Origin of the sequence: Bradyrhizobium sp. Leaf396 (assembly GCF_001424605.1) — a bacterium.
Lineage (GTDB): Bacteria > Pseudomonadota > Alphaproteobacteria > Rhizobiales > Xanthobacteraceae > Bradyrhizobium > Bradyrhizobium japonicum_C.
This window is the reverse complement of the sequence record NZ_LMQJ01000007.1, coordinates 165,543-188,510: the sequence shown is the minus strand read 5'-3', so window position 1 is coordinate 188,510 and position 22,968 is coordinate 165,543. Positions and strand designations below refer to the sequence as shown.

Genomic DNA, 22,968 nt, shown 5'->3' with positions numbered 1-22,968 from the left:
GGTCGCAGCGGAGACAGCGTCATGGCCTATCTCGAGCTCGATCGGGTCGCAAAGCAGTTCGGCGCGCAGACTGTGGTCGATGACTTCAGCCTGTCGGTGGGGAAGGGGGAGTTCATCTCCTTCCTCGGCCCATCCGGCTGCGGCAAGACCACGACGCTGCAGATGATCGCGGGCTTCCTCGATCCCACCCGCGGCGCGATCCGGCTGGAGGGAAAGGATCTCACCGCGATCCCTCCGGCCAGGCGGGGCCTTGGCATCGTGTTCCAGAGCTACGCGCTGTTTCCGCACATGACGGCGGCGGAGAACGTCGCGTTCGGCCTCGAGATGCGCAAGGTGCCGCGCAACGAACGGGCCGAGCGCGTCCGTGCCGCACTCGCGATGGTCGGCCTTGCCGGCTACGAAGACCGCCATCCCCGCCGCATGTCCGGCGGCCAGCAGCAACGCGTGGCCCTGGCCCGCGCGCTGGTGATCAAGCCGAGCGTGCTGCTGCTCGACGAGCCGCTGTCGAACCTCGATGCGAAGCTGCGCGAGGAGATGCAGATCGAGCTGCGTCAGATCCAGCGCACCGTCGGGACCACCACGATCCTCGTTACCCACGACCAGAACGAGGCGATGTCGCTGTCCGATCGCATCGTGGTGATGAGCCAGGGAAAGATCGAGCAGATCGGCACGCCGCAGGAGACCTACGAAAAGCCGGCTTCCGCCTTCGTCTCGCAATTCCTCGGCAAGACCAACGACTTCGCCGCGACGATCGATCGGACAGCGGCACCGGCGCGTCTCGTGGTCGGCTCCTGGGCCGTGCCGGCGCCGGCCGGCTTCAACGGTGCCGTCACCGTCAGCGTTCGTCCTGAAAGAATCGGCTTTGGCGATGCGGGCCTCACGGCCAGGATCGTCACCCGCATCTTCCAGGGCAATCACTGGCTCTTTCAGTGCGACAGCGAGTGCGGCCCGGCGATCGTGATTCGCCAGAACGACGGCAAAGCGCAGCCGGCCGAAGGGGACGCGGTTCGCCTCACCTGGCGACCCGAGGACATGAGTGCGCGCGCGAGGGAAAGCGCATGAGCGGGGTTGCGGAGGAACGCGGCGCACGTGCGCCGTGGGCGCTGACGGCGCCCGCCTTGATGCTCTTCGTCGGCGTGCTGCTCATTCCGCTCGCGATGACCGTGATGCTGTCGTTCCACGATTGGGGCCAATACAAGGGCATCGAGCCGGTTTTCATCCTCAAGAACTGGTACGAGATCGCGGCCGATCCGTACTACGCCGAGATGTTCTGGCGGACGTTTCGCATCGCGATCCTGACCACCTTGCTCACGGCCTTGCTGGGCGCGCCGGAAGCCTACATCCTCAACCGCATGAGCGGCCGCTGGAAGAGCTTCTTCCTGCTCGTCATTCTTGGTCCGCTGCTGATCTCCGTCGTCGCGCGCACGCTTGGCTGGGCGCTGTTATTCGGCGGCAACAACGGGCTCGTCAACAAGCTGCTGATGTCGCTCGGGGTCATGCGTTCCCCCATTCCATTCATGTTCACGGAAACAGGCATGGTCGTTGCGCTCGCGCATGTGATGATGCCGTTCATGGTGCTTTCCGTATGGGCGGCGCTGCAGCGGCTTGATCCGCAGATCGAGAACGCCGCGATGTCGCTAGGCGCCGGCCCCGTCACCATCATCCGTCGCATCATCATGCCGCAGATCATGCCGGGCGTGCTGTCGGGCGCGATCATCGTGTTCTCGTTGTCGGCAAGCGCCTTCGCGACGCCCGCGATCATCGGAGGCCGCCGGCTCAAGGTTGCGGCGACGCTCGCCTACGATGAATTCCTCAACACGCTGAACTGGCCGCTCGGTGCGGCGGTCGCAACGTTGCTGCTGTTCGCGCTGGTCCTGATCGTTGTCGGCAGCAACGCGCTGATCGAGCGGCGCTATGCGGAGGTGTTCCGATGAGACGGAACGGTCCACTCGCGCTGATCTTCCATACGATCTTCGTCATCATCATGTTGGCGCCGATCCTGGTGGTGTGCCTCGTCGCGTTCACGCCCGAGGGATACTTGTCGCTGCCGACCAACGGCTTCTCGCTGCGCTGGTTCAGGGCTATCGCGAACTATCCCGAATTCATTCATGCCTTCTGGGTCAGTCTTGGCCTTGGCGCGCTGTCGTCTCTGGTGGCGCTGCTGTTTGCGGTGCCAGCGGCGCTCGCGATCGCGCGCTATCGTTTCCGCGGCCGCGATGCGCTGGCGGCGCTGTTCCTGTCGCCTCTGATGATCCCGCACGTCGTGCTCGGTATCGCCTTCCTGCGCTTCTTTACGTCGGCCGGGCTGGGCGGAAGCTTTGCCGCGCTGATCATCGCTCATGTGATCATCGTGTTTCCGTTCGCGCTGCGGCTGACGCTCGCCGCGGCGACCGGCATGGACCGCACCGTCGAGATGGCGGCGGTCTCGCTGGGCGCCGGCGGCTGGACGCTGTTCCGCCGGGTGACCTTGCCGCTGATCCTGCCCGGCGTCATCAGCGGCTGGGCGCTCGCCTTCATCCAGTCCTTCGACGATCTCACCATGACCGTCTTTCTCGCCGCGCCCGGTACCGAAACGCTGCCGGTTCGCATGTTCCTCTACATCCAGGACAACATCGATCCGCTGGTGACGTCGGTCTCGGCCTGCGTGATCGCGATCACCATGAGCGCCCTCATTCTGCTCGATCGCTTCTACGGGCTCGACCGCGTGCTCGCCGGCAAGGGCGATACGGGACGATAGGAGAACCTATGTCAGGAGAATACGACGTCGCCGTGGTCGGCGGCGGCTTGCTCGGCTCCGCCATCGCCTGGGGCCTCGGCCGGCTCGGCAAGAAAGTCGCCGTGCTCGACGAGGGCGACATCACCAAGCGCGCCTCGCGCGCGAACTTCGCGCTGGTCTGGGTGCAGAGCAAGGGCCTTGGTATGCCCGCCTATACCGTCTGGACCGTGCGGGCGGCGGAAGCCTGGAGCCGGCTCGCCTCGGAGCTGAAGCAGCAGACCGGCCTGGACGTCTGCCTTCAACAGAATGGCGGCTTCCATCTCACGCTCGGCGAGGAGGAGTTCGGCCAGCGCTCCGAGCTGGTCAGGCGCATGCACAACCAGGTCGGCGCCGCCGATTACAAGATGGAGATGCTCTCCGCCTCCGAGGTGAAGAAGTCGCTGCCGCTGATTGGCCCTGAGGTCTCCGGCGGCAGCTATTGTCCGCTCGACGGCCATGTCAATTCGCTGCGCACGTTTCGCGCGTTCCACACCGGATTCAAGGCGTTCGGGATCGACTACCTTCCGGAACGGCCGGTTTCGGCCATCAGCAGGAGCGGCGGTGAATTTCGCCTGACCACGCCGAAAGGCGAGCTGCGCGCCGCCAGGATCGTGCTCGCCGCCGGCAACGCCAACCAGGCGCTGGCGCCAATGGTCGGCCTCTTTGCTCCGATGGGGCCGACCCGCGGCCAGATCGTCGTGACCGAGCGCACCATGCCCTTTCTGCCGCATCCGCTGACCACGATCCGCCAGACCGACGAGGGCACGGTGATGATCGGCGACAGCAAGGAGGACGAACTCGACGACCGCGCGCTGAAGCATTCGATCAGCGCCGTGATGACGGACCGCGCGCAGCGCATGTTCCCGCATCTGTCGCGGCTCAACGTGGTCAGGAGCTGGGCCGGCATTCGCGTCATGCCGCAGGACGGCTTTCCGATCTACGACCAGTCGGAGACGCATCCCGGCGCCTTCGTCGCTTGTTGCCATTCCGGCGTGACGCTCGCCTCGAACCATGCCTTCGAGGTCGCACGCATGGTGGCGCAGGGCGCGCTCGAGCCCGAACTGGTCGGCGCGTTCTCGGCCAGCCGTTTCGGCGGCGCGGGCGCGGCGAACAACAGCGGCTACTAGAGATTCTTCAGCAAGGAGCCAAGAGGCATCCCCATGTTCAGGCGATCCGAACACGACCAGCGTCCGCCGGTCCAGATCTTCGTCGACGGCGTCGCTGTCGCGGCGCGTCAGGGCGACACAGTCTCCGCGGCGCTCTTGGCCTCCGACGTTGACGCACGGCGTTCCACCGCAGTCAGCGGCGCGCCGCGTCTGCCCTATTGCATGATGGGCGTGTGCTTCGACTGCCTCGTCACGATCGACGGTGTCGGCAATCGCCAGGGCTGCCTCGTGCCCGTCGCCGACGGGATGCAGGTCGAAATCCAGAAGGGCAAGCGGGAGATCGGAAAATGACTTTGGCTCCCAAGCGCGAGGATTACGACGTCGTGGTGATCGGCGCCGGGCCCGCCGGCCTCGCTGCCGCTGCAACGGCCGCCGAAGCCGGCTTGTCGACGTTGCTGCTCGACGAGAACATGGGCCCCGGCGGCCAGGTGTTCCGCGCGATCTCATCCACGCCGGTGACCGACCGCAACCAGCTCGGCGCCGATTATTGGGTCGGTGCCGATCTCGTGCAGGTGCTGCGCGCGAGCAGCGCCGAGGTGATTCATCGTGCCACCGTCTGGAGCCTCGACCGTAATCTCGAGATCGCAGCCTCGATCGGCGGTGCGTCCGCCTTCGTCAAGGCCAACCGCGTGATCATTGCGAGCGGCGCGCTGGAGCGGCCGTTCCCGATTGCGGGGTGGACGCTGCCCGGTGTGATGACGGCTGGCGCAGCGCAGACCATGCTGAAGTCTTCGGCGCTGGTGCCGAACGGCCGTACCGTGATCGCAGGGCAGGGGCCGCTGCTCTGGCTGCTCGCCGCGCAGATTCTGCGCCTCGGCGGCCGTATCGACCGCATTCTCGATACCACCGAGCGCGGCAATTACTTGGCCGCGCTGCCGCACGCCTTCGCCTTCCTGACCTCGCCTTATTTCGCCAAGGGTCTCGCCATGATGCGCGAGGTGAAGGCGAAGGTGCAGGTCGTCTCCGGCGTTACTGAGCTCTCGGCCTCCGGCGATGGCCAGCTCGCCAGCGTGAGCTATGTCGCCGGCCGCAGGCGCGAGACCGTTCCCGCCGATCTTCTTCTGCTGCACCAGGGCGTCGTGCCCAACGTCAATCTGGCGATGGCGGCCGGGGTCGAGCATCGCTGGGACGATCTGCAATTGTGCTGGTCGCCGGTGCTCGATGCGAACGGGAATTCGTCGGTCGCGGGCATCGCGATCGCGGGCGACGGAGCAGGCATCGGCGGCGCAAATGCAGCCGTTGTGCGCGGCCGCATCGCGGCGCGCGCGGCAGTGGAGGCGCTGGCCCCCGCTTCTGCCGCGAAGCTCGTGCCGATGGCACAGCTGCGCACCGATCTCGCCAAGGCCGAGCGCGGCCGCGTCTTTCTCGACACGCTGTTCCGCCCCGCGCGGCAGTTCCGCATTCCCTCGGGCGATACCGTTGTCTGCCGATGCGAAGAGGTGACGGCAAAGGACATTCTCGATGCGGTCGCGATCGGCGCGACCGGGCCGAACCAGCTCAAGGCCTACCGCCGCACCGGCATGGGCCCGTGCCAGGGCCGGCTCTGCGGCCTCACCGTGACCGAACTGATGGCGCAGGCGCGGGGCAAGACCCCGCAGGAGATCGGCTATTACCGGCTGCGCGCGCCGGTGAAGCCGATCACGCTGGCAGAGCTCGCCGCCGTTCCGAAGACCGAGGCCGACGTCAAGGCGGTGGTCCGCGGATGACCAAAAACGTGGATGCGATCGTCGTTGGCGGCGGCATCCACGGATGCTCGACGGCTCTGCACCTGTGCCTTGCCGGGATGAAGCCGATGCTGATCGAGAAGGACTATGCGGGACGCCACGCCTCGGGCGTGAACGCCGGCGGCGTGCGCCAGCTCGCGCGGCACATCCCCGAGATTCCGCTCTCGATCCGCTCCATGGGGATCTGGGAGAAGGTTGCGGAGCTCGTCGACGACGATTGCAGTTTCGAAAGCCACGGCCAGGTGCTGGTCGCCGAGAACGAGGAAGAGCTCGCGGTCTGCCGCGCCCGCGTCGCCGAGCTCAACGGACTCGGCTTTACTCACGAAGAGCTGATCGACGCGGCTGAACTCCGGCGCCTCGTGCCTGCCGTTGCGGAGACCTGTCCCGGCGGCGTCGTCTCGCGCCGCGACGGCGCGGCCAATCCGGCGCAGACGACCACTGCATTCCGCCGCAAGGCGGAGCGGCTTGGCGCCACCGTGCGCGAGGGCGTGGCCGCCAACAACATCCGGTACCGCGACGGCCTTTGGCATGTTGAAGTCGGCTCCGACACCTTCGCCGCGCCCGTGCTGGTGAATGCCGCCGGCGCCTGGGCCGGCAAGATCGCCGCTGATCTCGGCGAGCCCGTTCCGGTCGAAACCGTCGCGCCGATGCTGATGATCACCTCGCGTGTGCCCCACTTCATCGATCCCGTCGTGATCCTGCGCGGCCGCAAATTGTCCTTCAAGCAATTCGTCAACGGCACCGTGCTGATCGGCGGCGGTCATCTCGCGACGCCATATCAGGATCGCAACGAGACGGTGCTGGATTGGAAAAGTCTTGCGACCAGCGCACAGACCGTGTTCGAACTGTTTCCGGTGATGCGCAGTGCCACCATCGTGCGCGCCTGGGCCGGCATCGAAGCCAAGATGAAGGACGACATCCCCGTGTTCGGGCCGAGCAGCCGTCACCAGGGTCTCTATCACCAGTTCGGCTTCTCGCTGCATGGCTTCCAGCTCGGCCCCGGCGCCGGAGCCGTCATGGCGGAGCTGATCGTGAATGGCGGCACCCAGACCCGCGTCAGCGATCTCGGCATTGACCGCTTCCATCCCTCCACGCTCCAGAACAAGAGGACATCATGAGCATTACCCGCAGCATTCGCACACCCATCATGCACCGCGCCGTCGAGGCGAATGGCTTCGTCTTCCTCGGCGGCACCATCGCCGACGACACGTCGGTGTCCATGGGAGAGCAGACCCGCAACATCCTCGGCAAGATCTCCGGTTATCTTCAGGAAGCGGGAACCGACAAGAGCCGCGTCGTCAGTGCATCGATCTTCGTTACGGATCTCTCCAAGAAGAAGGAGATGGACGCAGCCTGGACCGAGTTCTTCGGCGACAATCTGCCGACCCGCGCCACCGTCGGCGTCGCCGATCTCGGCGGCGGTGCGCTGATCGAGGTGGTGGTGACCGCGCTCAAGGGCTGATCGCTCGTTGATCGAACGGCAGCGCCTGCTTCGCGCTGTCGTTCCCTCGAACACCGGCTTGATCTTGCGCTCCTGCAAGACTAATTAAAGGCTCTCAATCAGGAACTTCGCAGCCATGGACTTGACCCCGACCGCAACGCTCATCCGCCTTGCTCACGGGGAATTCCATGCCTGCTTCCATCATCCTGTCGAACCTCTCGCTGTCCACGCCTGACGGCCGTTCTCTTCTCGCCGGCATCGATCTGACATTCGGGGCCGAGCGCACCGGTCTCGTCGGCCGTAACGGGGTCGGGAAGACGACGCTGCTTGCGGCAATCTCAGGAGACCATCTTCCCCAGTCCGGACGCGTTCTGATCAACGGCACCATCGGCCTGTTGCGCCAGGACGTGCAATTGCCTGCAGGAGCGACCGTAGCCGATCTGTTCGGCGTGCGGTCGGCAGTGGAATTGCTGCGTCGTGCCGAGCGCGGCGACGCATCAATCGACGATATGGCCGCGATCGACTGGACTCTCGAAGGGCGGCTGGAGATCGCCCTGGCGCGCCTCGGATTCGATCTGTCGCCCGATACGGAGCTCTCGTGCCTGTCCGGCGGCCAGATCACGCGGGTGCGGCTCGCGGCGCTGCTCTTTGCCCAGCCCGATTTCCTGTTGCTGGACGAGCCCACCAACAATCTCGATCTGGATGGACGCAAGGCGGTGATCGATTTCCTTGCGACTTGGCGCGGGGGTGCGATCGTCGTGAGCCACGACCGCAACCTGCTTGAAGCGATGAATGCAATCGTTGAACTGACGTCGCTCGGAGCAACACGATACGGTGGCAATTGGAGCCATTACCAGGTGCAAAAGGCCCTCGAACTCGCCGCCGTCAGGCAGGACCTCGCGCACGCCGAGAAGAGCCTGTCCGAGATCGACGAGAAGGCACAGGAGGCTGCAGAGAGGAAGGCGCGCAAGGACGTCGGCGGCAGGAAGAAGCGCGCCAAGGGCGACATGCCGCGGATCCTGGCGGGGGCCCGCAAGGACCGCAGCGAGGACAGCGGCGGCAAGACCGTGCAAATCGGCGAACGGCGACGAGCCCAGGCCCTCGAGTCAGTCGATGCTGCGCGCCGACGCGTCGAGATTCTGCAGCCGCTCTCCATCAGGCTGGCCGCGACCGGTCTGCCGGCAGCCAGGGAAGTGGTTTGGCTCGACAGCGTCAGCGCCGGTTATCGGACGGAGCAGCCGGTGCTGCGCGGTCTATCGTTCACCATGGTCGGGCCCGAGCGCGTGGCGCTGACCGGGCCCAACGGCTCCGGCAAGACCACGCTGCTGAAGGTCATTGCGGGTGAGTTGCCGCCGATTGCGGGAACGGTTCGGGTCAGGCCTGACTTCGCCTTCTTCGACCAGAAGGTCAGCCTGCTCGATCCCGCTCTCTCGATCCTGGAGAACTTTGGCCGCCTCAATCCAGCGGCAGGTGACAATGCGTGCCATGCCGCGCTGGCGCGCTTCATGTTTCGTGCAAACGCAGCTCTACAGCCGGCTGGAAGCTTGAGCGGCGGGCAGATGTTCCGTGCAGGCCTTGCCTGCGTGTTGGGCGGGGCGGCGCCGCCATCATTGCTGATTCTGGACGAGCCGACCAATCATCTTGACATCGAGTCGGTCGAAGCTGTCGAAGCGGGCTTGAGGGCCTATGACGGCGCGCTGCTCGTGGTCAGCCACGATGAGGCATTCCTGCAGGCGATCGGAATCACGCGGCGGCTAGATCTTATCGCCAGCATGCCGCGCGCCAATGGCAGGATCACGTGATCGATCGCGATCCATTGTTGCAGAGATTTTCAAAAGCCCGACGCCCTGCCCCCAGCGCGTCGGGCGGAAAAAACGAGTATCAATCCGTGATCCCAACGCCGCTGTTGTGACGCGTGTCGCGCCGGTTTCCTACTCCGGGAAACTACCGCATCGGAACCGGGCCGTCCGCAAGATGCTGCTGAATGGGACGCGCCGATCAGGGCAGGCGAGGTTGAGCAGCGAACCTGGTCCGTAGGCCCCGACCGTGAACGCCATCGCACCGAAGCGCCGACCGGCGCGAGGCGAACGATGATGCGAATGATGCCGAAGAACATCTTTGCGCCGTGTCGAAGTAAATCAGCGGCTTCAGCCCGGGCGCGGCAGACACGGTTGAGATTTCCCATCGAGGAGATGCCGCACCAGGGTGCAGAAGATCACCGCGGGATCATCATCTTAATCAGCGCGATGAAGCCGTCGCCGATCGGCTTTACGGCTACCGCGCTCGGGATAGGCATAGCCAATGAGGAGGTCGAGCGTGACCGCGATCAGGACCTGGATGCAGAGGATCTTGTACCAGGGCTGATGCTGGCGGAGGACGGCTGGCTGGATCGCGACGCATGTCGTATTGTCGGCTCTGAAACGTATCGTTGCTTGATTTGCATGATGTGATGGTCGTCGCGGAAGCGACAATCACATTTTTGCCTGTTAGCACCAAGATCGAACACTGGGCCGCAATCGGGGGAAACATGTCGAAAGCAACAGGCTCCGACGAGCACGTGCAAGGTTATTTTCCGCGTTGGAAACTGAAGACCTCGGGCGTGATCATGCCGGAGGAGCGGTTGTCCTGGGGCCAGACGATCGTCTCCAGCCTCCAGCATTGCGTTGCGATGTCGGGCTCGACGATCATCGCGCCGCTGCTGATGGGGTTCGATCCCAATATTGCAGTCCTGTTCTCCGGCATCGGCACCTTGATCTTCTTCGTCATCGTCGCCGGACGCGTACCGAGCTATCTCGGCTCGAGCTTCGCGTTCATCGCCGTTGTTATCGCCGCCACCGGCTATGCCGGACAAGGGCCGAACCCGAACCTATCGGTTGCGCTCGGCGGAATCGTGGGCGCTGGGGTGCTGTACGGCGTGATTTCGCTGATCGTCATGTGGTCCGGCGTCGGCTGGATCGAAAGGCTGCTACCGCCGGCCGTCACCGGCGCCGTTGTTGCCGCGATCGGCCTCAACCTCGCGCCCGTGGCGGTCAAGGCGGTGAGCGCCGGCGCATTCGACACCTGGATCGGGCTCGCCACCGTCCTGATCATCGGCGTGGTCGCCGTTGCCGCGCAGGGCCTTTGGCGCCGCCTCCCGATCATTGTCGGCGCAATCGGCGGGTATCTCTTGTATTGGCTGTTCACGAACGGCCTCGGTCTCGGCAAGCCGATCGACTTCGCACAAGTCTCGGCCGCGCCATGGTTCGGCCTGCCGAATTTCACCACGCCGACGTTCCAGGCTGATGCAATCTTCCTGATCGCGCCTGTTGCGGTCATTCTCGTCGCCGAGAATCTCGGGCACATCAAGGCCGTCGGCGCTATGACAGGCCGCAGTCTTGACGCCTATCTCGGCCGCGCCCTGTTCGCAGATAGCCTCGCGACCATCGTAGCGGCCTTTGGCGGCGGCACCGGTGTCACGACCTATGCCGAAAACATCGGAGTCATGGCAGCGACGAAGGTTTATTCCACCTTGTTGTTCGCCTTCGCCGCCGTTGTGTCGATCCTGCTCGGTTTCTCCCCGAAGTTCGGCGCGCTGATCCTGTCGATCCCGGGTCCCGTCATCGGTGGACTCTCGATCGTGCTGTTCGGGTTGATCGCAGCGATGGCAGGACGAATCTGGGTCGAGAACAGGGTCGACTTTGCCGATCCTGCAAATCTGATCACCGTCGCCGTGGCGCTGATCGCAGGCGCCGGCGACCTCACGCTCAGATTCGGCGCGTTCACGATCGGCGGGATTGGTACCGCGACCTTCGGGGCCATCATCCTCTATCAGGTCCTGACTTCCCCAATGGCGCGCCGCCTGGGATGACGCCCGGCGATGCGCTGACGGGATGGAACAAAAAGCCCGCGCCGCTGATGAAGAGGTGTCCTGGAGAGAACACATGCAGCAGACCGACCGCCGAACCTCGTTCCCCTCCCGCCTCGTCGGTCAACACGCCCTGGTGACCGGCGCCTCACAAGGCATCGGCCGCGCCGTCGCGGTCCGGCTCGCCCAGGAAGGGGCAGCCGTTGCCATCAACTATTTCGGCAGCCCCGAGGGGGCCGATGAGACGCTGGCGCTTGCGCGAGCGGGATCCGCCGCTCGCGGCCATGAGGGGCTCGATCACGTCATCGTCAAGGCCGACGTCGGCAGTGAGCAGGAGATCGCCGCAATGTTCGAGACGATCCTGGCGCGCTGGAAGCGCCTCGATTGTCTCGTCAACAATGCCGGCTTCCAGCGGGAATCGCCGAGCGAGGCGCTCGACGTCGAAACGTATCGCCGCATCATCGACGTCAATCTCAACGGCGCCGTGCTGTGCGCGCAGAAGGCGCTCGCCCATTTCGTCGCACGCGGCGGAGGCGGCAGCATCATCAACTGCTCCAGCGTCCACGAGATCATCCCAAAGCCCGGCTATCTCGCATATTCGATCAGCAAGGGCGGCATGGCCAATCTGACGCGCACGTTGGCGCTCGAATTTGCCGGCCGCGGCATCCGCGTCAACGCAGTCGGTCCGGGCGCAATCGACACGCCAATCAATGCGGCCTGGACCGGCGATCCCCAGAAGCGCGAGGTGGTCACCAGCCACATTCCGATGGGGCGCGTCGGCACGCCGGAAGAGATCGCCGCCGTGTTCGCCTTCCTTGCCTCCGATGATGCGAGCTACATCACCGGGCAAACCATCAATGCCTGCGGGGGCCTGACGCTGTTTCCGGAATTCCGGGAGAATTGGGCGAGCTGAGGGGTTGTTTCGGACCCGCGTTTCGGTTGGGACGCTGCGGCGCCGTGTGCTATCGACCGTGGACGATGCTGCCGCCATTGGCAGCCGCCGACACATGACGGGCTCGTGAGCACAACCATCAACATCAATGCCTATAGCGACGCGCTGGTGGTCCTCGGGACGGCCGGCGTCGTGGTGCCGATCGTCCGCCATTGGGGCATCAATCCCGTGCTGGGTTATCTCGGTGCCGGCGCCATTCTCGGTCCGCTCGGGCTCGGCTCGCTCGTGCAGCAAATGCCGTTCCTGTATTGGTTCACGGTGACGGACGCGCACAATGTCGAGGGTATCGCGAATCTGGGCATCGTCTTCCTGCTGTTCCTGATCGGGCTCGAGCTGTCTTTCAGACGGCTATTGACGATGCGACGTCTGGTGTTCGGGCTCGGCGGCCTGCAGGTGGTCGTGACGTCCGCCTTGATATTCGGCGCCGCGCTTCTCTCCGGGCAAAATTCCGATACCGCCGTCATCCTTGGTGCGAGCCTTGCGCTGTCCTCGACGGCGATCGTGCTTGAGCTTTTGTCCAGCGAAAGGCGGCTTGCGACCACGGCCGGGCGCGCCAGCTTCTCCGTGCTGCTGGCCCAGGACCTTGCCGTGGTTCCCATTCTCGTCTTCGTGTCCTTGCTCGCTGCAGACAGTGGCGGCTCGGTCGTGGCGCACATTTCCAGCGCGATCCTCAAGGCGACGGTCGCGGTCGTTTCCCTGATTCTGATCGGGCGGCTGCTGATGCGTCCGCTGTTCCAGATGGTTGCGGGCACTCATTCAACGGAGTTGTTCGTCGCGGCGACCCTGTTCGTCATCGTCGGCGCAGGGCTTGCCGCGCACCAGGCTGGCCTGTCGATGGCGCTCGGAGCGTTCGTTGCAGGACTGATGCTGGCGGAGACCGAGTATGGCAAGGCCATCGAGGCCACCGTCGAGCCGTTCAAGGGTCTGCTGCTGGGCATCTTCTTCTTCACAGTCGGCATGGCCATCGACTTCCGCGTGTTCATGCGCGAGCCCGGCTGGCTGCTCGCCGCTGTCATCGGCATCCTCGTCGGCAAGGCGATCGTGCTCATCGTCCTGGGGCGCCTCTTCAGGCTGTCATGGCCGGCCGCGATCGAGATGGCATTCTTGCTGGGTCCTGTCGGCGAATTCGCCTTCGTCAGCCTTGGAATGGCGGCGGCCGGCGGCATGATCGAGCCGAGCGTGTCGGGCTTTGCCGTGGCCGTCACCGCCGTGACGATGGCGTTGATACCGCTTATGGGCATGCTCGGGCGACGACTGGCGGCGAAGCTGAGCAGCGAACGCGCGCCCGATCCTGAACTCGCGGTTCGGCCGCCCGCCGACCGGGCGCAAGCCATCGTGGTCGGCTATGGCCGCGTTGGCAAGGTCGTCTGCTCGCTGCTGACCAGCCATGGCCTGAACTATATCGCGGTCGATCACGAGGCTGTCGCCGTGGCGCGCGACCGCCGCGACGGTCACAAGGTCTATTTTGGCGACGCGACGGAGCCGGGCTTCCTCGAGGCGTGCGGCCTGATGCAGACGACCGGCGTGATCATCACCATCCAGTCGCGACCAGCGATCGATGCTGTCGTCGAGCGGATCCGCGCGGTGCGGCCCGATGTGCTGATCGTTTCGCGGGCGCGGGACGCCGATCATGCCCGTCACCTCTATGCGATCGGCGCAACCGATGCGGTGCCGGAGACGATCGAGGCAAGCCTGCAGCTCTCCGAAGCCGCGCTGGTCGGCCTCGGGGTTGCGGTTGGGCATGCGATCGCCTCGGTGCACGAGAAGCGGGACGAGTTCCGGCTGACGCTGCAGCAGGCGGCCCGTGTTGCGGGACACGAGAAAGCTCGTCCGCTCGATCTTGCAGGGCGCGGGCCCCCGCGATGACCGCCCTGCGGTCGCTCTGCGCGGGATTTGTCGCGATCTGGCAAAACGTGCTCGCCCGAACTACATCATGAGCGATGACAAAGGCCTCGCTTGCAGACTCACCGCTCCAGGATTTCATCGGCCGGCACGAACGCCTGTTCGTGCTGACCGGCGCTGGCTGCAGCACCAATTCAGGCATTCCCGACTACCGCGACGTCCACGGCAACTGGAAACGGACCCAGCCCGTGAACTTCCAGTCCTTCATGTCGGACGAGCCCACGCGGCGGCGCTATTGGGCGCGCAGCCTGATCGGCTGGCGGCGGTTCGGCCAAGCCCGGCCGAATGATGCGCATCATGCGCTGGCGCGGCTGGAGGCGAACGGCCGGTGCGGCATGCTGCTGACGCAGAACGTCGACCGGCTGCATCAGTCTGCCGGCCACCGGCAGGTGATCGACCTGCATGGCAGGCTTGATCTGGTCCGCTGCATGGGTTGCGGTCGCAAGATGCAGCGTGAAGAGTTTCAGCATGCGCTTGGCCGCGCGAATGCTGCTTGGCTGACGCTCGATGCCGCCGATGCGCCTGATGGCGACGCGGATCTGGAGCACGAGGATTTCTCGTCCTTCGAAGTGCCCGCATGCGACGCCTGCGGCGGCATCCTCAAGCCCGACGTCGTGTTCTTCGGCGAGAACGTCCCGCGCGACATCGTCGCCACCGCGAAGGATCATCTGGCGCGAGCCGACGCCATGCTCGTCGTCGGCTCATCGCTGATGGTCTATTCCGGATTCCGCTTCGTGCAGGCTGCCGCGCAGCGCAACATTCCGATTGCTGCGGTCAATCTGGGCCGCACCCGCGCCGATGATCTCCTGACGCTGAAGGTCGAGGAGCGTTGCGAGGCAGCGCTTGCATTCCTGCTTTGACTGCGCCCGCGACGGACACACCTTGCCTATTGCATAGGTGCCCAGCAGAATAGCTGGGCGTGGCGTTGTCCTCGTCGTCCATGGCATGGAAATTGCTGCGCTTTCGACCTCAGTCTTGACGATCAGCGCGGAGAATTTGGAATGCTTGAGGGAGCCGAGGTGCGGCTTGCCGTCGATATCGGTGGGACGTTCACCGATATCGTGCTGGACGTTGGTCAAGACCGCAAGACACGCAAGGTGCTGACGACGCCGCAGCGGCCCGAGCAGGCAGTGCTGGATGGCATGCGCCTCATCCTTGCTGACGCGCGCGCACATATCAGCGACATCGACGTCTTCATTCACGGCACGACGCTCGCGACCAATGCCATCATCGAGCGGCGAGGGGCCAAGACCGCGCTGATCGCGACCGAGGGCTTCCGCGACGTGCTCGATATCGGCACCGAAAGCCGCTACGACCAGTATGATCTCAGCATCGAGAAGCCGAAGCCGCTGGCGCCGCGCAGCCTGCGCTTCACCGTGCCGGAGCGTATCGATGCGCACGGTGCCGTTCGCCTGCCTCTGGACGAGGCAGCGGTGCGCGCGCTCGCGCCGAAGCTGGGTGAGCTCGGGGTCGAGAGCGTCGCAATCGCCTTTCTGCACTCCTATGCCAATCCCGAGCATGAGCGCCGGGCCGCAGCGATCATCGGTGATGAGATACCCGGCATATCCGTGACGCTCTCATCGGCCGTGTGCCCTGAGATCCGCGAATATGAACGCACCTCCACGGCGGTCGCCAACGCGTATGTGCAACCGCTGATCGACGGCTATCTCGCCCGCATGGCCGAGGCCCTGCAGGTCGAGCAGTTCCGTGGCGCGATCTATCTCGTCACGTCGGGCGGCGGTGTCACGTCGATCGAGACGGCGCGGCGCTTTCCTGTGCGCCTCGTCGAATCCGGCCCGGCCGGCGGCGCGATCTTCGCGGCGCAGATCGCGGCACGTCTTGGCGAGAGCAAGGTGCTGTCCTTCGACATGGGCGGCACCACCGCAAAGATCTGCCTGATCGAGAAGTACCAGCCCGAGACCTCGCGCGTGTTCGAGGTCGATCGCGCCGCACGCTTCCTCAAAGGCTCCGGCCTGCCGGTGCGCATTCCCGTGATCGAGATGGTCGAGATCGGCGCCGGCGGCGGCTCGATCGCTCATGTCGACGCGATGAAGCGCGTCACCGTCGGTCCCGAGAGCGCCTCCTCGGAGCCGGGACCCGCCTGCTACGGCCGTGGCGGCCAGCGCCCGGCCGTGACGGATGCGGACGTCGCGCTCGGGATGATCGATCCCGACGCGTTCGCGGCCGGCACGATCAAGCTCGATCCGGAGCTGTCGAAGCAGGCGCTGCTGCGCGATGTCGGTGAGCCGCTCGGCCTGTCGGCGGAAACCGCAGCCTATGCGGTGCATGAGGTCGTCTGCGAGAACATGGCGAGCGCGGCGCGCGTGCATGCGGTCGAGCGCGGCGCGGTGGTCGGCCAGCATACGCTGATCGCCTTCGGCGGCGCTGCGCCGCTGCATGCGGCGCGCGTCGCCGAGAAGATCGGCGTCTCCCGCGTGATCGTGCCGTCGAATGCCGGGGTCGGCTCGGCGGTCGGCTTTCTTGCCGCGCCCATCGCCTATGAGCTGGTGCGCAGCCGCCATGTCCGCCTCGACGATTTCGACACCGAGGCGGTCTCCGACCTCCTGCAGGAAATGGTGACCGAGGCGCGCGCGCTGGTCGAGCCGGGTGCCGCCGGTGCGCCGGTGCGCGAGCGCCGCGCCGCTTTCATGCGCTATGTCGGCCAGGGCCACGAGATCTCGGTCGAGTTGCCGAACCGGCGGCTGACTTCGGCTGATCTCGCCGGCCTGCGCCGGAACTTCGAGGCGGATTACTCCGCGATGTTCGAGCGTCCGATTCCCGGTGCGGCGATCGAAGTCTTGAGCTGGTCGGTGCTCGCCACCACCGAGGCGCGCAATCCGCCTGCGATCGCCTCCGTCGCACGCAAGCCCGCGGCCAAGGCCTCCGGGAGCCGCAAGTTCTTCGACGGCCGCGCAGGAGAGGTGATCGAGATTCCGCTCTATCGCCGCGAGGACATGGTGCCGGGTGCGACCATTGCGGGCCCCGCCGTGATCGCGGAGGACGAGACCTCCACCTTCGTGTCCACCAGCTTCGACGCTCATATCGACGGTGCCGGCAGCATCGTCATGGAACGAAAGGCGGCCTGATCATGAGCAAGGCAAGCGGCGCGAGCCTGATCGACCTTCAGATCATGTGGCACCGGCTGATCGCCGTGGTCGAGGAGCAGGCGCAGGTGCTGCTCCGCACCGCGTTCAGCCCGATTGTGCGCGAATGCGGCGACCTCTCCGCCGGCGTGTTCGACCTCAAGGGCCGCATGCTGGCGCAGGCGGTGACCGGCACGCCCGGTCACGTCAATTCGATGGCCGAATCGGTCAAGCACTTCATCGCCCACTTCCCGCTTCAGACGATGAAGGAGGGCGATGCCTACATCACCAACGATCCCTGGATGGGCACCGGTCATCTCAACGACTTCGTCGTCACCACGCCCTGCTTCAAGGACGGCAAGCCGGTCGCGCTGTTCTCCTGCACCAGCCATCTCATGGACATCGGCGGCATCGGCTTCGGGCCCGACGCCACCGACGTGTTCATGGAGGGGCTCTACATCCCCATGCTGAAGCTGATCGACGAGGGCGTCGTCAACGAGACGCTGATGGCGATGATCCGGACTAATACGCGGCTGCCCATCGACACCGAGGGCGACACCTATTCGCTCGCCGGCTGCAACGATGTCGGATGCGAGCGCCTCGTCGAGATGATGACCGAGTTCGGCATCGACACGCTCGACGAGCTCGGCGACCACATCTGCGAGCGCTCGCGCGAGGCGGTGCTCGCCGAAATCGCCAAGCTGCCGAAGGGCAGCTGGCGCAACACCATGGTGGTCGACGGCTACGACGCGCCGGTCACGCTGGCCGCGACGCTGACGATCTCGGATGAAGGCATTCACGTCGATTTCGACGGCACCTCGGCTGCCTCGAAGTTCGGCATCAACGTGCCGCTGTCCTACACCACGGCATATACCGTGTTCGGCCTCGGCTGCGTCGTCGCCTCGCAGATCCCGAACAATGCCGGCTCGCTCTCGCCGCTGACGGTGTCGGCGCCGGCGGGCGCGATCCTCAATGCGCCGAAGCCGGCCCCGGTCGCCTCGCGCCACGTCATCGGGCAGATGCTGCCCGACGTCGTGTTCGGCTGCCTGCGCCAGATCATCCCCGAGCGTGTGCCTGCGGAAGGCACTTCGTGCCTGTGGAATCTCAACGTCCGTGGCCAGACCCGCTCGGGCGCCGGTGGCAATTACGGGTTCTCGATGGCGGTCACCTCGAATGGCGGTACCGGCGCGCGCTTCGGCAAGGACGGCCTGTCGGCCACCGCCTATCCCAGCGGTGTGCGCGGCACGCCGGTCGAGATCGCGGAGACGCAGACACCCTTGATCTTCTGGCGCAAGGAACTGCGACCGGATTCCGGCGGGGCAGGGCGCACCCGCGGCGGCCTCGGCCAGATCATCGAAGTGGCCAGCGGCGTCGATGCGCCGTTCGACATCCTCGCGGCGTTCGACCGCATCGATCATCCGCCGCGTGGGCGGGATGGCGGCGGGGACGGCGAGGCCGGCTATGTCGGGCTGAAGTCCGGCAAGAAGCTGCGCGGCAAGGGCTTTCAGCAGGTCCCGCCGGATGACCGCCTGGTCGTGCTGACGCCCGGCGGCGCTGGCATCGGCGATCCCAGAGAGCGCGATCGTGCGGCCGTCAACGAGGACGTCGCGAGCGGTCTCGTGTCCTCGGAGAACGCAGTCAAGGTCTATGGGTACGCGCGTTGAAGCGTCAACGCGCCTTGTAAACGGAGGGGGTTCATGATCACGCGACGAAACTTCACCGCGGGCGCAGCGACGCTGCTTGCCGCAAGTCACATGTCCACTCGCGCACCGGCGGCGAGCGTGAGCTGGGACATGTCGACGGTATGGCCCGACGGCAATTTCCATACCCAGAACGCGATGGCGTTCGCGGAGGAAGTGAAGAAGCAGAGCGGCGGTGCGGTCGCCATCGTGGTGAAGGCAGGCGGCCAGCTCGGCTTCAAGGGCCCCGAGCACTTGCGCGCCGTGCGCGATGGCCTCGTGCCGCTCGCCGACGTCCTCAATATCCAGCAGGTCGGCGACGAACCCTTCATGGGCGTCGAGAGCATTCCCTTCCTTTGCGGCTCCGTGGAGGAGCTGAAGGTGCTGCACAAATATGTGCGGCCCGAATACGAGAAGATCGCCGCGCGCAACAACCAGAAGATCCTCTACATCGTGCCGTGGCCGACGCAGTATCTGCATCTGAAGGCGAAGGTGGCAGACGTCGAGGGTCTGAAGAACATCAAGATCCGCGTGCCTGACAAGAACGCGGTCGAGATGCTGAATGCGATCGGCATGGCAGCGGTGATGATCCCCTGGGGCGAGACGATTCCCGCGCTCGCCTCCGGCGCGGTGGCCGGCGTCTCCACCTCGTCGGTGTCGGGCGTCGACGGCAAGTTCTGGGAGTTCCTGAAATACGTCTACCCGACCAACCACGTCTGGTCGTCGCAGATGCTCACCGTCAACCTCGATGCCTGGAAGGCACTCTCCGGCGATCAGCAGAAGCTCGTTGCGGATATAGCGGCAAAGATGGAGCCGGGCTTCTGGGCCAACTCGCTCAAGGCCGATGTCGACAGCCTCAACCGCCTCAAGGAAGGCGGCATGGAGGTGGTGCCTGTCTCGCAAGCCATGATGGCGGACATCCGCGCCAAGACGGCGCCGCAGCTCGACGCTTTCCTCAAGCGCGTGCCGGCGGCCGACAAGCCGGTGCGGGCCTATCTGGCCGAAATGAAGCGTGGCTGAGGGTGGCCGCGTGGCGAGCGTCTCGACCGAAGCTCCGCAAAGTCTCAACGCAGCGGCGCCCGCGCCGCTGCGTATCCTGCTCGACGGCATCGACCGGCTCGGCCGGCTCGACGGCTGGATCGGCGGCTTCTGTCTCTTGATGCTGACGCTGCTGATGCTGTGCGAGGTCGCAACGCGATTCCTCTCGAACTTCCTGCCGTTCTTTCCGCCGAGCATCTCGATCGCCTGGGAATACTCGTCCTACCTGATGGCGGCGTCCTTCACCTTCGGCGCCGCCATGACATTGCGCGTCGGCGGCCATATCCGCGTCGTGCTGCTGGTGAAGAACGCGCCGGCGCCGGTGCAGCGCGCGCTCGAGATTCTCGCTGCAGCAGCCGGCTTTGCCTTCATGGCGTTCCTGACCTACGCGATGGCCAGGTTCGCCTTTGCTGCGTACACGCGCGGCCAGGTCTCGACCTCGAGCGACACGCCGTTGTGGTTTCCACAAGCCGTCGTCACCTTCGGCATGCTGCTGCTGACGCTCCAGTTCCTGGCGCGCGCGATCCAGGCCGCGCTCGGCCTGCCGCTGGAGGATCACCGCATGAAGGCCTCTCCCGTCGAATGACCGCCGTGTTCTGCACCGGATTCAAGATCGCATGACCATCGAAGTCCTCGCCTTGTTCGCGATCCTGTTTGCGCTGCTGGCCTGCGGCGTGTGGATCGGCCTCACGCTTGCGCTCACCGCGACGCTCTTGCTCGCGATGTTCCGCTCGATCCCGCTCGAAAAACTGCTGCCTCAATATGCCTGGAACATCCTCACAACTCAGGAGCTGCTTGCGCTGCCGCTGTTCATCCTGATGGGCGAGCTGTTGTTTCGAACCCGGCTGTCGCGCTCGTTGTTCCAGGGCCTCGCGCCCTGGGCGGGGCTGCTGCCAGGTCGTCTGCTGCATGTGAACGTGATCGGCTGCACCATCTTTGCGGCGATCTCGGGCTCGTCGGCGGCGACCACGCAGGTGATCGGCCGCATGTCGCTCAACGAGCTGCTGCGCCGCGGCTATTCCCGCGACATCGCGATCGGCTCGCTGGCCGGCGCCGGGACGCTCGGCTTTTTGATCCCGCCGTCCAACATCATGATCATCTACGGCGTGCTCGGCGACGTCTCGATCCTCAAGCTGTTCACGGCCGGCGTGCTGCCGGGCTTTCTGCTCGCCGCCACCTTCATGGCCTGGGTGATGCTGCATTCGAGCCTCAATCCCGCGATGGTGCCGGAGGCGGAGGCCAGGCTTTCGCAGGTGCCGTGGGGCGAACGATTCGTCGCGCTGAAGGACCTCGCCCCGGCGCTGTTCCTGATCGCCTGCGTGCTCGGCTCGATGTATGGCGGGCTCGCGACGCCTTCGGAGGCCGCCGCCGTCGGCGTGCTCGGCGCCGGGCTGGTGGCCTGGGCGCAAGGGGCGATGTCGCAACAGGTGATCCGCGATGTCCTGATCGGTTCGGTCGTGACCTGCTCGATGATCGCGCTGATCGTGCTCGGCGCTTCCATCCTCGGCAATGCCGCCGCCTTTCTCGGCATCCCGCAGTCGGTCGCTGCCTTCGTCAAGGCCCTCGGCCTGTCGCCATTCATGCTGATCGTGGCGTTGATCGTCTTCTATCTCGTGCTCGGCTGCTTTCTCGACGGCTTCTCGATGATCGTGATGACCCTGCCGATCGTGCTGCCGATCGTGAAGGGGGCCGGCTTCGACGAGGTCTGGTTCGGCGTCTTCCTCGTGCTCGCAGTCGAAATGGCGCAGATCACGCCACCGGTCGGCTTCAACCTGTTCGTCATCCAGGGCCTTACCGACAACAGCCTTGCCTACATCGCCCGCGTGACGATGCCTTTTCTCATCATCATGGTTGGATTCGTGCTGCTGATGACGCTCTGGCCCGGCATCGTCACCGTCCTGCCGCGTGTGCTGTACGGATAGGCTTGCGCCGCCCCGGCTGAGCGGCCGGGACGGGCTTTCGATGCTCAAGGCTCACGCCGCCGCCTTCTTTCGCGCGAGCTCGGCCTTGTACATCTCGAACTCCTCCGCGATCGCGCGTGCGATCGAGGGCCGCTGGCGCAGACGCTCGTGATAGGCCTTCAGGTTCGGCCATTTCGCAAGCTCGATCGGCGGCGTGGCCACCGTCCAGTTGATGACCGTGACGAGATAGGCGTCCGCCACGCTGAAATGGTCTAGCAGGAATTCGCGGCCTTTCAGATACTTGTCGAGATAGTCGAGCCGCGACAGGTTCTTCTCCAGCGCATAGGCCTTGGCCTCATGCGGCGCCTTGCTGTCGAGCAAGGGGACGAAAAGGCCCTTGTGCAGCTCGGTGCCGATGAAGCAAAGCCATTGATGCAGACGCGTGCGCTCGAGGCCAACCGCGGCGCCGAGCCCCGATTGTGGGAAGCGATCTGCGACATATTGCAGGATCGCCGCGTTTTCGGTCAGCACCAAGCCATCGTCGGTACGCAGTGTCGGCACCAAGCCGATCGGATTGACGGCGCGGAAGTCGGACCCGTTGCTCAGCACCGTCTTGGTCGGCGGATCGACTTCGAGATAATTCGCTTCGGCGCCGGCTTCATACAGCGCAACGCGAGTCGCCATCGAGCAGGCGAGTGGCGAGAAATAAAGATCCATCTTGGGCCTCCTTGGGCAATTCCTTTTCGGGTGTCGCTCAACCTGGCCAGATTGATTTATGTACCATCCTGCATAATATATCCGCGGTCAAGGAATAATTTGCGAGATGGTACAAAAATCGAAGCCGCCAGCTGCTGCCAGCCAGCCCAAGCGTCGTGGCCGCCCGCGCAGCTACGAGCCCGACACCGCGCTCGGAAAGGCGCTTGACCTGTTCCGCAAGCAAGGCTTCACAGCCACCTCGCTCGACGATCTCAGCGCAGCAACCGGCATGAACCGGCCGAGCCTCTACGGCGCCTTCGGCGACAAGCGTGAGCTCTACATCAAGAGCTATCAGCGCTATCGCGACGAGGCGGGCGCGGCCATCGGTGCGATCTTCCGCGAGGAGATGCCGCTGCGTCAGCGGCTGGAGCGCATCTATGCTGCCGCGCTCGACATCTATTTGTCCGGCGACACCGGACCGCGCGGTTGCTTCACAGTCGTGACTGCGGCGTCCGAAGCCGTCGGCGATCCCGAGATTCGCGCCATGGTGCTGGACGGCCTCACCGGGCTCGATAAAGCCTTTGCCAGTTGCTTCCGCCGCGCCAAGGACAAGGGAGAGTTGCCGGAGAGCGCAGATCCATTCGCGCTGGCGCAGATCGCATCCGCCACCATTCACACCATTGCGATCCGCTCGCGCGCCCGCGTGCCGCGCAAGGAGCTGGAGGCGATCGTGAAGGGTGCGATCGATGTGATGATCGGGACCAAAGGGTAGCTTGGAAGCGAAGCT

At 65.2% G+C, this 22,968-nt stretch carries 21 protein-coding genes; 20 read left to right on the top strand and 1 reads right to left on the bottom strand.

Translation table 11 applies throughout. From position 1 onward, the window contains the following. The first annotated feature begins 21 nt into the window (after window positions 1-21). The 19 genes from ASG57_RS09635 to ASG57_RS09545 all read left to right on the top strand — a co-directional run bounded on the left by ASG57_RS09635 (window position 22) and on the right by ASG57_RS09545 (window position 21,506). On the top strand, window positions 22-1,062 hold the full coding sequence (locus ASG57_RS09635; protein ID WP_024337589.1) for an ABC transporter ATP-binding protein: 1,041 nt from the start codon (window positions 22-24) through the stop codon (window positions 1,060-1,062). After that, entirely contained in the window at window positions 1,059-1,934 is an 876-nt protein-coding gene (locus tag ASG57_RS09630; protein WP_024337590.1) for an ABC transporter permease, read from the top strand. Before ASG57_RS09635 ends, ASG57_RS09630 begins: the two co-directional genes overlap by 4 nt. Next, entirely contained in the window at window positions 1,931-2,737 is an 807-nt protein-coding gene (locus ASG57_RS09625) for an ABC transporter permease (protein WP_024337591.1), read from the top strand. Before ASG57_RS09630 ends, ASG57_RS09625 begins: the two co-directional genes overlap by 4 nt. A gap of 8 nt (window positions 2,738-2,745) precedes the next feature. Further along, window positions 2,746-3,882 carry an NAD(P)/FAD-dependent oxidoreductase gene (locus ASG57_RS09620; RefSeq protein ID WP_024337592.1) on the top strand — a complete coding sequence of 379 codons (1,137 nt, stop codon included), beginning with the start codon at window positions 2,746-2,748 and terminating at the stop codon, window positions 3,880-3,882. A gap of 33 nt (window positions 3,883-3,915) precedes the next feature. Then, window positions 3,916-4,212: a (2Fe-2S)-binding protein gene (locus tag ASG57_RS09615; protein ID WP_024337593.1), complete on the top strand. Its 297-nt coding sequence runs from the start codon at window positions 3,916-3,918 to the stop codon at window positions 4,210-4,212. Next, window positions 4,209-5,627 (top strand): FAD/NAD(P)-dependent oxidoreductase, encoded by a 1,419-nt coding sequence (locus ASG57_RS09610; protein WP_024337594.1) that lies wholly within the window; start codon window positions 4,209-4,211, stop codon window positions 5,625-5,627. The genes ASG57_RS09615 and ASG57_RS09610 overlap by 4 nt, the downstream gene beginning before the upstream one ends. Beyond that, on the top strand, window positions 5,624-6,763 hold the full coding sequence (locus ASG57_RS09605) for an NAD(P)/FAD-dependent oxidoreductase (RefSeq protein ID WP_057196142.1): 1,140 nt from the start codon (window positions 5,624-5,626) through the stop codon (window positions 6,761-6,763). Before ASG57_RS09610 ends, ASG57_RS09605 begins: the two co-directional genes overlap by 4 nt. Further along, window positions 6,760-7,107: a RidA family protein gene (locus ASG57_RS09600; protein WP_024337596.1), complete on the top strand. Its 348-nt coding sequence runs from the start codon at window positions 6,760-6,762 to the stop codon at window positions 7,105-7,107. Before ASG57_RS09605 ends, ASG57_RS09600 begins: the two co-directional genes overlap by 4 nt. Before the next feature lie 167 nt (window positions 7,108-7,274). Continuing rightward, window positions 7,275-8,888, top strand: a complete 1,614-nt coding sequence (locus tag ASG57_RS09595; protein WP_057196141.1) for an ABC-F family ATP-binding cassette domain-containing protein — start codon at window positions 7,275-7,277, stop codon at window positions 8,886-8,888. A 297-nt stretch (window positions 8,889-9,185) separates the two neighbouring features. Further along, on the top strand, window positions 9,186-9,536 hold the full coding sequence (locus ASG57_RS39945; protein ID WP_155248261.1) for a hypothetical protein: 351 nt from the start codon (window positions 9,186-9,188) through the stop codon (window positions 9,534-9,536). Window positions 9,537-9,613: 77 nt separating this feature from the next. Next, entirely contained in the window at window positions 9,614-10,933 is a 1,320-nt protein-coding gene (locus ASG57_RS09585) for a solute carrier family 23 protein (RefSeq protein ID WP_024337599.1), read from the top strand. A 73-nt stretch (window positions 10,934-11,006) separates the two neighbouring features. Then, a complete protein-coding gene (locus tag ASG57_RS09580; protein WP_024337600.1) occupies window positions 11,007-11,843 on the top strand; it encodes an SDR family oxidoreductase in 837 nt (278 codons plus the stop codon). Between the two features lie 105 nt (window positions 11,844-11,948). Further along, window positions 11,949-13,748, top strand: a complete 1,800-nt coding sequence (locus ASG57_RS09575) for a cation:proton antiporter domain-containing protein (RefSeq protein ID WP_024337601.1) — start codon at window positions 11,949-11,951, stop codon at window positions 13,746-13,748. A gap of 74 nt (window positions 13,749-13,822) precedes the next feature. Then, window positions 13,823-14,644: an NAD-dependent protein deacetylase gene (locus tag ASG57_RS09570; protein ID WP_024337602.1), complete on the top strand. Its 822-nt coding sequence runs from the start codon at window positions 13,823-13,825 to the stop codon at window positions 14,642-14,644. 141 nt (window positions 14,645-14,785) lie between these two features. Further along, on the top strand, window positions 14,786-16,870 hold the full coding sequence (locus ASG57_RS09565) for a hydantoinase/oxoprolinase family protein (RefSeq protein ID WP_057196139.1): 2,085 nt from the start codon (window positions 14,786-14,788) through the stop codon (window positions 16,868-16,870). A gap of 2 nt (window positions 16,871-16,872) precedes the next feature. Beyond that, complete coding sequence (locus ASG57_RS09560) at window positions 16,873-18,531, top strand: hydantoinase B/oxoprolinase family protein (protein ID WP_024337604.1); 1,659 nt, start codon at window positions 16,873-16,875, stop codon at window positions 18,529-18,531. 33 nt (window positions 18,532-18,564) lie between these two features. Then, on the top strand, window positions 18,565-19,566 hold the full coding sequence (locus ASG57_RS09555) for a TRAP transporter substrate-binding protein (RefSeq protein ID WP_024337605.1): 1,002 nt from the start codon (window positions 18,565-18,567) through the stop codon (window positions 19,564-19,566). A 10-nt stretch (window positions 19,567-19,576) separates the two neighbouring features. Then, the gene (locus tag ASG57_RS09550) at window positions 19,577-20,170 is read left to right on the top strand and encodes a TRAP transporter small permease subunit (protein ID WP_024337606.1); all 594 of its coding nucleotides are present in this window, start codon (window positions 19,577-19,579) and stop codon (window positions 20,168-20,170) included. Between the two features lie 31 nt (window positions 20,171-20,201). Next, window positions 20,202-21,506 carry a TRAP transporter large permease gene (locus tag ASG57_RS09545; protein ID WP_057196138.1) on the top strand — a complete coding sequence of 435 codons (1,305 nt, stop codon included), beginning with the start codon at window positions 20,202-20,204 and terminating at the stop codon, window positions 21,504-21,506. Between the two features lie 51 nt (window positions 21,507-21,557). Here ASG57_RS09545 and ASG57_RS09540 read toward each other — a convergent pair whose 3' ends face one another. Continuing rightward, window positions 21,558-22,202: a glutathione binding-like protein gene (locus tag ASG57_RS09540; RefSeq protein WP_024337608.1), complete on the bottom strand. Its 645-nt coding sequence runs from the start codon at window positions 22,200-22,202 to the stop codon at window positions 21,558-21,560. Between the two features lie 106 nt (window positions 22,203-22,308). Between ASG57_RS09540 and ASG57_RS09535 the strand changes: the two genes are divergently transcribed. Continuing rightward, window positions 22,309-22,953, top strand: a complete 645-nt coding sequence (locus tag ASG57_RS09535; protein ID WP_057196137.1) for a TetR/AcrR family transcriptional regulator — start codon at window positions 22,309-22,311, stop codon at window positions 22,951-22,953. The last annotated feature ends 15 nt before the right edge of the window (window positions 22,954-22,968 follow it).

What these genes read in the sequence shown, in the direction of transcription:
- ASG57_RS09635 (WP_024337589.1), top strand. Translation starts at nt 22, where the DNA reads ATGGCCTATCTCGAGCTCGATCGGGTCGCAAAGCAGTTCGGCGCGCAG.
- ASG57_RS09630 (WP_024337590.1), top strand. Translation starts at nt 1,059, where the DNA reads ATGAGCGGGGTTGCGGAGGAACGCGGCGCACGTGCGCCGTGGGCGCTG.
- ASG57_RS09625 (WP_024337591.1), top strand. Translation starts at nt 1,931, where the DNA reads ATGAGACGGAACGGTCCACTCGCGCTGATCTTCCATACGATCTTCGTC.
- ASG57_RS09620 (WP_024337592.1), top strand. Translation starts at nt 2,746, where the DNA reads ATGTCAGGAGAATACGACGTCGCCGTGGTCGGCGGCGGCTTGCTCGGC.
- ASG57_RS09615 (WP_024337593.1), top strand. Translation starts at nt 3,916, where the DNA reads ATGTTCAGGCGATCCGAACACGACCAGCGTCCGCCGGTCCAGATCTTC.
- ASG57_RS09610 (WP_024337594.1), top strand. Translation starts at nt 4,209, where the DNA reads ATGACTTTGGCTCCCAAGCGCGAGGATTACGACGTCGTGGTGATCGGC.
- ASG57_RS09605 (WP_057196142.1), top strand. Translation starts at nt 5,624, where the DNA reads ATGACCAAAAACGTGGATGCGATCGTCGTTGGCGGCGGCATCCACGGA.
- ASG57_RS09600 (WP_024337596.1), top strand. Translation starts at nt 6,760, where the DNA reads ATGAGCATTACCCGCAGCATTCGCACACCCATCATGCACCGCGCCGTC.
- ASG57_RS09595 (WP_057196141.1), top strand. Translation starts at nt 7,275, where the DNA reads ATGCCTGCTTCCATCATCCTGTCGAACCTCTCGCTGTCCACGCCTGAC.
- ASG57_RS39945 (WP_155248261.1), top strand. Translation starts at nt 9,186, where the DNA reads ATGATGCCGAAGAACATCTTTGCGCCGTGTCGAAGTAAATCAGCGGCT.
- ASG57_RS09585 (WP_024337599.1), top strand. Translation starts at nt 9,614, where the DNA reads ATGTCGAAAGCAACAGGCTCCGACGAGCACGTGCAAGGTTATTTTCCG.
- ASG57_RS09580 (WP_024337600.1), top strand. Translation starts at nt 11,007, where the DNA reads ATGCAGCAGACCGACCGCCGAACCTCGTTCCCCTCCCGCCTCGTCGGT.
- ASG57_RS09570 (WP_024337602.1), top strand. Translation starts at nt 13,823, where the DNA reads ATGACAAAGGCCTCGCTTGCAGACTCACCGCTCCAGGATTTCATCGGC.
- ASG57_RS09565 (WP_057196139.1), top strand. Translation starts at nt 14,786, where the DNA reads ATGCTTGAGGGAGCCGAGGTGCGGCTTGCCGTCGATATCGGTGGGACG.
- ASG57_RS09560 (WP_024337604.1), top strand. Translation starts at nt 16,873, where the DNA reads ATGAGCAAGGCAAGCGGCGCGAGCCTGATCGACCTTCAGATCATGTGG.
- ASG57_RS09555 (WP_024337605.1), top strand. Translation starts at nt 18,565, where the DNA reads ATGATCACGCGACGAAACTTCACCGCGGGCGCAGCGACGCTGCTTGCC.
- ASG57_RS09545 (WP_057196138.1), top strand. Translation starts at nt 20,202, where the DNA reads ATGACCATCGAAGTCCTCGCCTTGTTCGCGATCCTGTTTGCGCTGCTG.
- ASG57_RS09540 (WP_024337608.1), bottom strand. Translation starts at nt 22,202, where the DNA reads ATGGATCTTTATTTCTCGCCACTCGCCTGCTCGATGGCGACTCGCGTT.
- ASG57_RS09535 (WP_057196137.1), top strand. Translation starts at nt 22,309, where the DNA reads ATGGTACAAAAATCGAAGCCGCCAGCTGCTGCCAGCCAGCCCAAGCGT.